Origin of the sequence: Propionispira raffinosivorans DSM 20765, from assembly GCF_000381065.1 — a bacterium.
Taxonomy (GTDB): Bacteria; Bacillota; Negativicutes; order Selenomonadales; family Selenomonadaceae; genus Propionispira; species Propionispira raffinosivorans.
On sequence record NZ_KB905888.1, the window covers coordinates 1 to 11,416 of the forward strand.

At 33.4% G+C, this 11,416-nt stretch carries 12 protein-coding genes and 2 pseudogenes; 3 read left to right on the top strand and 11 right to left on the bottom strand.

Features of this window, described 5'->3' with window-relative positions:
• Positions 1 to 183: transposase domain-containing protein (locus F606_RS21840; protein ID WP_019554982.1), on the top strand; the 183-nt coding region annotated here is incomplete at its 5' end.
• A gap of 164 nt (positions 184 to 347) precedes the next feature.
• Here the strand turns inward: F606_RS21840 and F606_RS0119990 are convergent.
• The 6 genes from F606_RS0119990 to F606_RS0120020 form a co-directional block, all read right to left on the bottom strand.
• On the bottom strand, positions 348 to 953 hold the full coding sequence (locus tag F606_RS0119990) for a YczE/YyaS/YitT family protein (RefSeq protein WP_019555641.1): 606 nt from the start codon (positions 951 to 953) through the stop codon (positions 348 to 350).
• A 547-nt stretch (positions 954 to 1,500) separates the two neighbouring features.
• Positions 1,501 to 3,420 (bottom strand): BglG family transcription antiterminator, encoded by a 1,920-nt coding sequence (locus tag F606_RS0119995; RefSeq protein ID WP_019555642.1) that lies wholly within the window; start codon positions 3,418 to 3,420, stop codon positions 1,501 to 1,503.
• 458 nt (positions 3,421 to 3,878) lie between these two features.
• Complete coding sequence (locus F606_RS0120005) at positions 3,879 to 5,318, bottom strand: glycoside hydrolase family 1 protein (protein WP_019555644.1); 1,440 nt, start codon at positions 5,316 to 5,318, stop codon at positions 3,879 to 3,881.
• 2 nt (positions 5,319 to 5,320) lie between these two features.
• Positions 5,321 to 5,665 carry a PTS lactose/cellobiose transporter subunit IIA gene (locus F606_RS0120010; RefSeq protein WP_026329521.1) on the bottom strand — a complete coding sequence of 115 codons (345 nt, stop codon included), beginning with the start codon at positions 5,663 to 5,665 and terminating at the stop codon, positions 5,321 to 5,323.
• 205 nt (positions 5,666 to 5,870) lie between these two features.
• Positions 5,871 to 7,112, bottom strand: coding sequence for a PTS sugar transporter subunit IIC (locus tag F606_RS0120015; protein ID WP_019555646.1), 1,242 nt, complete (start codon positions 7,110 to 7,112; stop codon positions 5,871 to 5,873).
• A 19-nt stretch (positions 7,113 to 7,131) separates the two neighbouring features.
• Positions 7,132 to 7,443 carry a PTS sugar transporter subunit IIB gene (locus F606_RS0120020; RefSeq protein ID WP_019555647.1) on the bottom strand — a complete coding sequence of 104 codons (312 nt, stop codon included), beginning with the start codon at positions 7,441 to 7,443 and terminating at the stop codon, positions 7,132 to 7,134.
• An 864-nt stretch (positions 7,444 to 8,307) separates the two neighbouring features.
• Here F606_RS0120020 and F606_RS21845 point away from each other — a divergent pair.
• Both F606_RS21845 and F606_RS0120030 read left to right on the top strand, forming a co-directional pair.
• Positions 8,308 to 8,589 carry a hypothetical protein gene (locus F606_RS21845; RefSeq protein ID WP_019555648.1) on the top strand — a complete coding sequence of 94 codons (282 nt, stop codon included), beginning with the start codon at positions 8,308 to 8,310 and terminating at the stop codon, positions 8,587 to 8,589.
• 47 nt (positions 8,590 to 8,636) lie between these two features.
• Positions 8,637 to 9,320: a hypothetical protein gene (locus F606_RS0120030; RefSeq protein WP_019555649.1), complete on the top strand. Its 684-nt coding sequence runs from the start codon at positions 8,637 to 8,639 to the stop codon at positions 9,318 to 9,320.
• Between the two features lie 159 nt (positions 9,321 to 9,479).
• Here the strand turns inward: F606_RS0120030 and F606_RS24090 are convergent.
• The 5 genes and pseudogenes from F606_RS24090 to F606_RS24100 form a co-directional block, all read right to left on the bottom strand.
• A pseudogene (locus F606_RS24090) lies at positions 9,480 to 9,590 on the bottom strand (IS3 family transposase); the annotation flags it as partial.
• Between the two features lie 27 nt (positions 9,591 to 9,617).
• Positions 9,618 to 9,749, bottom strand: coding sequence for an IS3 family transposase (locus tag F606_RS24095; protein WP_407635991.1), 132 nt, complete (start codon positions 9,747 to 9,749; stop codon positions 9,618 to 9,620).
• A 213-nt stretch (positions 9,750 to 9,962) separates the two neighbouring features.
• On the bottom strand, positions 9,963 to 10,628 hold the full coding sequence (locus tag F606_RS0120035) for a hypothetical protein (RefSeq protein WP_019555650.1): 666 nt from the start codon (positions 10,626 to 10,628) through the stop codon (positions 9,963 to 9,965).
• On the bottom strand, positions 10,615 to 10,797 hold the full coding sequence (locus F606_RS0120040; protein ID WP_019555651.1) for a hypothetical protein: 183 nt from the start codon (positions 10,795 to 10,797) through the stop codon (positions 10,615 to 10,617). Before F606_RS0120040 ends, F606_RS0120035 begins: the two co-directional genes overlap by 14 nt.
• A gap of 478 nt (positions 10,798 to 11,275) precedes the next feature.
• Positions 11,276 to 11,416: pseudogene (locus F606_RS24100) on the bottom strand (AAA family ATPase); the annotation flags it as partial.

Consider the following 11,416-nt stretch of genomic DNA (forward strand, 5'->3'; position numbering starts at 1 on the left):
AGTGCCATTGTTTTTAGCATTATAGAAACTGCAAAAGAAAATGGTTTAAATCCATATGCATATTTGACTTATATTTTCAAAAATGCACCAAACTGGAATATACGAAATGATGTTGAGGCACTGCAACGATTAATGCCGAATTTCGTTCCAGCTTACTGCAAAACGAATGCCGTTACCAACTGACGTGTTGTCAAGGTAACGGCATTTTTGACGCTTACCTTTTTCCTCCAAAGACCGGATCATATTTATATCAGTTTCAGAAAGATTAAAGTCAAACACATTCAAATTTTAACCCATACGTTCCTTATGATCCGTTAAAAGGAATATATCACTTTGGGGTTTTAATTCTAATTCAGTTGTCCCTTTTTGAAGCAAACTTTTATCGTAATTAAGGTTACTTCTATGCATGGTCCCGTAAGTAAAACACCAATTAAAGTTCCAATTCCAAGCTTAGCCCCCAACAATAATCCAATAACAACAAATGTAGCATCAAGTGAGATTCGAATAACTTTTATCGAAAAACTGAACTTATTTGCCCAGTAGAGCATAATGACTTCTACAGGCCCAGCACCTAAATTGCCTGATAAATAGATTCCGAGTCCCATACCAAATATAACAACGCCTAATAGAGTCACGCCGATGCTTGTGATTTCTATATTTTGCCCAATTCCCATTATCGTGAATATATTGATAAAATATCCACAACCCAAAGCATAGAATACACTTCCCACACCTATGTTTTTTTTGTCAAAAAAAAGCATAATCACAAGCAGAATGCTGCTAAATATCTGATTAATAGTCCCAAAACTCATATCTACATGGCACTGTACACCAAGAATTAAGGTGCTGATGGGATCTACCCCAATGTTTCCGTTCAAGAAAATTGTAACGCCAAAAGCAGCCACCATAGTACCGACTACAACAATAATGACTTTTAACAGTTTATCAATCATAATAAATTCCCCATTTTTTTGAATATGCCACTATAAATGATACTCCTTAAGATTGCCAATCTCTCAATTTGAAGATCGCTCAACCCTTTTCAATAAGTTTAGTTTCAGCATCTGCTATATTAATGTAGTACTTCGTGTTCATAACGATAATCATCATAAACTTCATTTTTAATTTTGGGAAGGTCAAAAATTACTAAAAGATCTTCTTTATTAACGTGTTGTCTTTCTTTAAACTGCTGAGCAAAAATATTTTTCGTTCAGCTTCACGGAATCCAATCCTAACGTAATCAATCTTTCAGCATTCTTATCCGATGGGATTCTATCGGCATGATTGGTGAAAAATAAGCTTCACCAATCCGCTGACTGTAGACACCAACCTCGAGATACAACCCAAGAAAATTAGTTGTTTTAATTGATGAGTTGCATTGGTATATATGACAAGACCAGCGTGAATTATTATTTAAAATATTAATTTGCACACAAGGTCTAATGTAATGACTTTGACCTTGTTGAAGCGACAGTTTATTTACAGATATTTTTCACAGCCTCAACAATAACATTCAATGACTCTTTCAATAAATTCATTATAGTCATTGCATTTAATCAACTGCATAACATTATCTCTTTCCAAAAGCAATACAATCAAATTATCATATACCTCATGAAAAACTACCTTCTCATTTTTATTAATTGCAAACATTAGCACTATATTAACTAATTGATTATTCCATGATATCGGTTTTTTCACATTTAGCAAAACAAACATCCCCGTTTTTTTCGCATTCATTTTCATTGAATGTGGTACTGCAATATGACCAAAAGCCGTAGAAGCTTGATTTTCTCTATAAAAAATTTCATCGTAAAAAGAAGGCTTCACATAGCCTTCTTGCACCATCTTATTGGTCATAAACTTAATTACTTCTCTTTTGTTGTTTAAATCAATATTTTTATAGAAAAATTTAGGATTTGAAATTTGCATTAGCTGCTCCTTCAGCTTCATTTTCTTTTTTCGCAAGCAAATTTTTCGAATTTTTTCTTCGATATTTGCAAAGTCTTTGTCATTAACGAACGGAGTTATGAGAACCCATTCAGAAATTTTTGTTGCATTGATTGGTATAGTTGATATCAATAAATCGACATTCCCCTGTTCTCTATCAAGAGAAGTAATAACCGTTTTTATATCCAGTCTTTCTCCAAATCGTTCGTTCATTTTCTTCATTATAATATTAGAAAAATCATAATATTGTGGAAATAATATTATACAACTAACATTTTTCCTTTGCAATTTTTGATTTTCCAAATTTGCCCCAATATGAAGTGCTATATACGCAATTTCTCCCTCCTTTATGTTAAAATTTGTAATTTCTCTAATTTTATTAGCCACTTCTAAAGCACTCTCGAAAATAAGTGGGCACGTTCTTTTTATATGCTCAACTAATGGATTTTGAGTTATATATCCATTTTTCAACCTAACCAATAAATTTTTAATATGCAACGTAAATTTAACAATAAAATCCGGATTATCGACATTAATAAAATAAGAATTTTTTAATAAAATTTTCACCTCATCAACAATTCTTAGGCAATCATTTCCTACAATTCTTCTAATATTTTCATTATTCAAAGCCACTAAATCTATTTTCATTAAATGACTTAATAGAATAATGGTCAATTCTTCCTGCTCAAAAGAACTATAATGCACATGAAAGCTTTCTTCTATTTTAAGTGCAATAGCCCGCGCTAACTCCTGTTCCCTTATTCCAATTTTATTTTTTTCTGTTCTTGCCTGGCTAAAAGTCCGTTCTTTTTTTATCCGATCAATTCCGATAACAATGTCTAATATGAGATTCAACAAGGCATACTCGTTAATAAAATAATGATATTGATTACATTGTTCAATAATAATAGTCTTCAAAATATTAAGATCATATCCAAGAAATACTTTTTGCAGAATCTCAAAGCTCATAATGTTTTTATTAAATTCCTCATATAAAATATTAGCTAATATTTTTCTTTTGTCTAATTCCTTCCCTTCAATTTTCACATAATAATCGATAGATACAATAAACAAGTCAAACTCTCGCATTTTTCTTTTTACTTTCACCATATCTTTTCGAATCGTTTCAATGCTTACGAAAATTTCTTCCGCCAATTGGTATAAATCTGTTCTTGCATCTCCACAATCATCATTTGTCAAAATCTTGGTGATAATATAATTTATCCTTTCTTTTGCTATCTGTGGCACCTTTTTTTCTGACTCCGCAAATAACTCTTCCCCTTTATTCGTGTCAATTAAATAACCTTTTCTTGACGAAGCAATCAAACCATTTTTTTTACTTTTAATTTGGGCTATATACGTTTTCACGCTTCTTTTCGACACATCCAGTTTAGCTGCCAAAGAATTTGCCGTCATCCATTCATCATTATCCAACAAAATTTTAATTAATCTTTCATAGATACTCTTCATTTCTTCCACCTTACTTGTATCATGATTTTTTATTTAATACTCAAGTGGTAAATAATACAGATATAATTCCAATAAATTCATTTGCAGAAAGCATTTTTCGAAAAATAAAAATGCCCAACAAAATAGCTATTGTTGATGTAATAAAAACCGTAATTGGCACTCTACTCACTTCAATATATCTAAAGTATTCGTAGCCATATTACATTACAAATCAAAGATGCTACGGCTATAGCAACCAATGTTATCGACTTATTTAAAACCATTTCTATTATTCCTATGATATCCAATAAACCGTTTATAACTGCTCCTTAATTTTCTTAATTTTCACTTTTCTATTAATTGTTCAAATACATAAAGGCATATTTCTCTTCGATAATACATATAACCATAGAGATATCCTGTAGCTAGTTTTCAATTCTAGCAGAATATCTCTAACGGAACATTTTTATATTATACTACTAAAGTTTTTCCCCATTTGACTTTATAACTTCTTTATACCAATAGTAACTATCTTTTAAGCTACGTTTACGGGAACCGTCCCCATAATTATCCATATCAACATAGATAAAACCATATCGTTTTGACATCTCCGAAGAAGAACAACTTATAATATCGATTGGTCCCCATGGATAATAACCAAATACATCAACTCCATCATGTATAGCTTCCTTCATCTGTTCAATATGAGCACGCAAATATTCTATACGATAAGCATCGTGAATCTTCCCATCTTTTTCCACTTTATCAAAACATCCCAGACCATTTTCAGCTATGACAATTGGTTTTTGATACCTATCCCAGTACATATTCAACTTAGTGCGAAGTCCAACAGGATCTATTCCCCAGCCCCAATCACTATGCTGAATATTAGGATTATCATAAGAAGTTTTTTTCTTTTTCATACTTTCTACATCCGCAATTTTGGTATAATAATACGAAATTGCCATAAAGTCTGCCGTATTTTTCAAAACTTCTTCATCACCCAGTCCAAATTCAATGTGTATGTCGTGATCTTTATAATAGCGATAGGCATAACCAGGATATTTCCCACGCAAAAGTACATCACCATATAAAAATTCCATCTGATTTCTCTTATAGTTTGCCAAAACATCTTCTGGTTTACAGGTTGCAGCGTAACTAATTCCATCGCAAAACATCATTCCAATATGAATATTTTTGTCGATTGCTCTAGCATACTGAGTAATTTTAGCACAGGCAACCATTTCATTATGAACTCCCTGATATTTTGCTTCCAATAGATTATCAACTTTATCTTCCGGAATGCCTAAATGATTAAAAGACTCATGTCCAATTAAATTAATTTGATTAACAATAATCCAATATTTAACTTTATCTTTATAGCGGTCCAGCAACACTTTACCATATCTGACAAAAAAGCCAATAACCTCACGAGAATACCATCCATTATATTTAATCGCTAAATGAAGAGGCATTTCATAATGTGACATAGTAATCATCGGTTCTATTTCATTGGCTAACAATTCGTCAATTAACGTATCATAAAATTTCAAGCCATCTTCATTGGGTTCTTCATCATCTCCATTTGGGAAAATTCTTGCCCAATTAATAGATGTTCTTAAAGTATTAATTCCAAGCCCTTTCAATAATTTTATATCTTCTTTAAACGTGTGATAAAAATCAATGCCCCACCGTTTCGGGTAAATACCAGCTTTATCCTCTATTGCCGCAAAAATATCCTGAGTCGTTATTTCTTCGTTATACTTTTTATTCAAGGGGATATTATCTTTGTACCTATTAATATCGGCCACACACCAGCCTTTTCCATCTTCCTTCCAAGCACCCTCACATTGATTAGCTGCCAAAGCACCTCCCCAAAAAAAGTCTTTTTTTAATACGTATTCTTTATTGTTAAACATAATTACAAATCCCTCTTTTCTAATCTAGTAATACGCTTTTCTAAAGGTTCAAATACTTTATACAGTTTTTTAGCAATGTTAAGCTCACTATAAATTGTCATAAGAGTATCCTGGGCATGTGTAAACAATAACGAATAGCCAATTGCCTCGCCCTTAGCTTCCCCTTGGATCATATCTGTTTGAATCTTATGTGCTTCTGTCATCTTTTTCTGTGCTTCTTGCAGTTTTTCAGCCGTCTTTTCATAGTCATTATCTGCCATAGCTGTTAACGCATCAAAGATAAGCAATCTTGCATCACCAGCTTGTATAATGATGTCCATTGCAGGTGTTATTATTTTTTTATCCATATTTTCCTCCTGGTAGATGTAATCATAGCTCGAAAGGCTACGTTGCGTTGGAAAAGCATTTTTTATAAACATTTTTTCCAACGATTGATACAAGAATATATCTCCTTATTTTTGTATAGGTAAAAAAGTTATTCCATCTTATTCAGCACTATTATTTATTCCATTCCCTCAGCATGCTTAACTGGGGAGTTATAATTATCATTTATTAATTTCTTTCTTCTTCTATTTTTTGCTTCTCATAAATTTTGAAAAAAGGATACCAAATTATAGTAGATACAGCAATAATAATTGCCAGCAAAAGCAATCCAGTCAAACTTTTTGTCGTAATCCAAGTGGATATCGGAAAAGGACAGTACCACATATCAAACAACATCATGGGAATTGGTACTAGCGAAATTGTTTTTGTAAAAATCCATACAATCCCAGGAAGAATTAATCCTTGCAGCCACATGGGAAGCATCATAACCGGATTCCACGCAATCACTCCAAATACGATTGGTTCATTAATATTAAAAATCCCAGGCACTAAGCAAGCTTTTCCCAAGGCATTAATAGATTTACTTTTTGAGCGTATCATCATGATTAATAACGGAAGAGTGCACCCCACTCCACCTACCCAAAGATATGCAGAATAAATGGTCTCTGCTGTAACCACATTTAACTGAGAATCATTAGTTCCTACGCCAGCCGCTGCCAATGCGACATTTGCCGTAATAGCAGCCAAAAAAATTGGTTTTGTCACAGGGGTCAGCACCCAACCTGAAATACCCATAGAATATAAGAAACATGAAAGAAACATGAAAAAAGTAAATCCATAGAAAGTTTCCATAAACGATGCAAGCGGCATAAATATAGAAAGAATCAAATTATAAATATCTATCTTCATAATTAACACGCTAATCCAACCTATACAGATGATTATTCCAATTGGCAGCATAGAATCAAACCATGCCCTCACAAAATCCGGGATAGCAGAATCTTCCTTAAAAAAAGAAAATTTTCCAAACAAACCCATAATATAACCAGTAAATATTCCACAAAAAATAGCAATAAACATTCCCCCTGCACCTAAAGAAGGATGTGAAAAGCCAATAGATTTATCCGCAATCACTTGAGGTGTAACAACCATTAAAAATAGTACAAGTCCCGTCAATCCGGCAATAATACGTTGTTTGCGGAGTTTTTTCTTTTCCATCAAATTAAAAGGAATTAAAAATGCTATAAATAAAGAAATCTTACTCATAGTCCAATCAAAAGGAACCCAAAAAGACGGTAGTGATGGAAAATAGTCATTTAAAATTGCCAATACACAAAACAAAGACCCTAGCAGAATAAACGGCAATACCTGCATGATTGAATCTTTTAAAGTTACGACCCAAACATTGCTATTAACAATATTCATTTTTGGCGCAAAACTATCTCTTAACCAATTAATTACTGTATTCATTCTCCAATTTCTCCTTTTCTCATTTATATAGAGATAAAATATGCTCTAACGCTTTTTCACCATCCAACTTGGCATAGTATTCTGGTTGCATCAAAGCAATTTTGATATTATTATCGCCTATGACTTCCTTAACTTCATCTACAGCATAAGCTAAATGGGGTCCAATCATTAAACAATCGATATCATCAATATAATTTTCAATCTCCGATTCACTCCGTGCAACAACATTTATTTTTAACCCCCTTGCTTTGGCAACTTTGCGAATATTGGCCGCCATAAAACCACTTGAAGCACCTGATCCACATACTAATAAAACTCTTAAATTTTCCATTTTTATCCTCCTTATAGTAAATCAAAATTTAATATATTTCTATTATAATAATACCAACTAGTACAGACAAATAAAGATTTGCACCTAAAAAGTGCAAACAAAAACCATCGACAAATATAATAGGCTAAAAATACACACTTCATCAGCCAAATTAATTTGGATAGGCTACAATATTGTAAGGCCTGCTATGAGGACAGGAAAAGCATAAAATGTATTGATGTCAGGCATTTTCGTTAATGGAGAAATTTTTAATAATGTGAACTGCAAAAATCAAAACCCCACTAGTACCTGAACTCAAAGCCCATAAGGCGTATAATAAGTGCATGAGTATTGCAAGAAAATGCTCAAAAAACTTGCACCTGCTCCTATATCAAGATTTAGTACAAATTAAAATGAGAAATTCTTCAGCTTATTAATTAACAAACTAGTATTTGCGTTCGTACTCATCTGGAGATAAATAATTGCAAGGGCTGTGACTTCTCACGGTGTTATAAAAGGTTGCAATACATTCAAAAAACAAACGGTATGCATGAGTATAATCACGGATTTTTACACGATGAATGTATGCGGACATTTTTTTAGACTAGTATAGCGTATATCTTGAATCATTAAATATATATAATGCTCATGATTAAGAATATGAAAGTGATCTGTAAACAACATATTAACGTTATAAGGTAGACGCTACACTAACATATATCCTTTTCTTCTAATTAGAAGAAATCTGATTTTGGTAATAGTTAAATAAAGAATAGATAACTTATATTTTATATAGACTGTTTTTGCTATTTAATAATTGTTATTTTTAAGATATAATATCTAAAGATAGTATTTTTGTCTAAATATAAAGAGGAGGACTTAGCTATGAAAAATGTATCAAAAAAGATCATTGCTTCTACTATTTGTGGTTTAATGTTCACGGGTATTTTGGGGGGTATTTCCGAAGCATCATCGCTGCCCTTAAACAATAACTTGTCTCAAAGTCAAGTCGTTTACTATGATTATCATAATGATGATCACCGTGACGGTCCACCTCCACCTCCACCACGTCGCCACCGCGAACGTCACCACGATAACAATGATAATATTGTTGCTGGCGTTGTTGTTGGAGCCATCTTAGGGGCTGTTATTGCCAATAACACATGAATTTATTTAATTTTTAGCGAATCATCAAAAATGAGGAGGTATATTTTATGAATTTTATATCAAAAAAAAGCATGATTGGTTTAGTTGCAGGCATTACTATTTTAGCAGGAACAATGAGCACTTTGATTGTTGCAGCAGCCCCTCAGAGTCCTGGAATTAGCGAACAACCTTTACTTGCAATCGGACAGCAAAAGTTGGATCGTGACAAAATAGCACAAAAACTTTCTGATATGTGCGGTGTTGATAAAAAAGATGTTATAGGCTATCTCAATGAGGGCGTCCAGTTTAAAGATTTGTCGATGGCAGCTTTTGTAGCTAAAGCCAGTGAAAAATCTCTTACAGATGTTATGAATGTAAAAAGAAATTACAGTGATTGGCGAGATGCAATAAAAGCTTTAGGTGTTACCGAAAAAAAGATGAAAGCGTCTCACAATGATATTGTGTCAACTTTATTTGAAAATAACTTAGATATTCCAAAACAAACATCACTGCCGCTTTTGGAAAAAGGATATCAACCACGTGATATTGCTGTAGCGAATGAATTATCCATCAACACAGAAAAACCAATTAATGATGTACTCGCTATGAAGCAGATTAGTAATAGTTGGAGGGATATAGCGACTTCCCTCGGAGTTAGCGACGATACTTTTAAACAAGATATGGATAATATTCATGAAGTGCTTTTCCCTCACGGAGAATTTTTTGACGATACGGATTCACCTAGAATATAAAATACACGATGGTTGATTACACTACCATTTAAAGAGCCTGACCTAAGTGTAATATTTACATTGAATAATAAATTCTTATACACAAAGACGACTGGATTTTGAAGTGACCTCATAAAGTTAACCCAAAGCGTAGTAGCGATTTCTGCCGCTACGCTTTTTTTATGCAGCGATAATATTAAGTCGATAGTTGACCGGATTTAACCAACCTAACATATTCTTGATTCGATGATGATTGTAATAATGGATATAGTTATCTATAGCGTTCTTTGGATTGACAACACTTTTCCGGACAAATTTTCAGAGGATTGCTTGCCTAAATTCTACAGGACTTTTATAGCCCAAACTTAAATGAATTCGTTTGTTGTTAAACCAATATACATACGCCATAAATTCAACTTTTAAATGCTCTAGATTTTCTGGAAAGGACAAATTCTGTTTTTTTGATTTGCCTTGATGTCAAGTGTTATAAGGTGTTTATCGATTCTTAATTTTAAAACTGTGCCCATTAAAATATTACAGCACCATAAATAGTTTAAGTTAATAATAACTATATCGCAAAAATAAACTTAACTAAAATAGACCTACAAAAATTCACGTCATGAATTTTGCAAGTCTATTTCACGTATTATAAAAAACAAGTACTTAGCCTATAAGTATACCCGCACCAGTGTAGGTATAATCGGACTTCATATCGCCAAATGTAATTTTTTGATCGGGGTTTCTTAAAAACGACTTCCAGCACACACCACCTTCTGGATTTCTTGAATCCATTAACTGAAAGGCCCCGCCTTCTTTCTTAACAAGCATGTAGTGTAGTTGTAATTGCGTAGGCTCACCTATACTACATATAATTATGACGTATATGTCGGTAGATAGTGTTTCTAAAACATCTTCTTTTATATCCACATTGATACTTAGGCGCATTGCTATATCATTAAGAAAACTTTCTCCCGACATATACATTTTGGCACAAAGAGACCTATCATTTAGATACTTTACCATTGCAGCAGGATTCGAATATTCTGGATTGAGATTTACTCTGTTTGCAGCTTCTTCTGCATCTGTTCCTTTAAATTGTATCTCCTTATATATATTGTCAACCACCGCTCTGCCAGTCTCGACACTATAAGGTTTTTGTTCAGTCGCCCACAAATAATATGCTAATGAATACGCACCACAAGAATTCTCACCTTCGGGCTGTGAAATATATCCACACATAACAATATCCTCTCCTTCTCCATTCAGATTCATCTGTTTTTTTACCATCCATAATTCAATATTTCGAGCCGTATCATCAATTCTGAACAAATCCTCCTACCGACTTGTCATATTTAATAGTTATACCGGACTGTGTTGTAAAGTCCAAGTCCAGCGATTGACTCTTCGTACTCAAAATAACCATCCCCTCATCAATATCGGCCTGCATGAAAACACGAATTCGTTCATTCGGAATAAATATAGGAGCTTCATTTAACAAAACAGCAGTCGCATTTACCCGATTTTCTTCATAAGAAACCCATTTGCTACTACATTTTGTGCCAAGTCAAAGAACAATTCACTATATTCTTCCATCTTATTGACAATTTCATACGTAACAGAATAATTTTGCAGGATTATTTATCTAGCATTCTATGATTTTATGTTTTCCTAAAGCGGGAAATACGTTTTTTAAAGACCAGTAAATTCACTTCAATTTCACGTCTTCAAAACGCTCCTTCCGCTTATAATTTTTTTTGCACCTTATTGTGCCATTTACCGTTTATAAAAACTCATATTCACTCATGAGGTATCCCTCCTGTTCCTATTGCTGGAAGTTTAAATCCTACAACTACTGTATATTACGGTACGGCAGTACCGTGGTTCCGGAGAAGCGGAAACCGCTTGTCCGGAACAGGAAACCGATGTTCTAGCGGTGTGAGCCGCCTGTCCGGAGCCGCGGGAGCCGATACCGAAGATTACTCTGTTAAATCTTTATCCAAGCCATAAATCTCTCTCATAGAAATATCTTTCGAGGGATCCAAGCTTTCGATATTGATTTTATATGCATCATGGACGATGCGGTCCAGAATGGCGTCAGCCAAAGGGCTGCTATCACC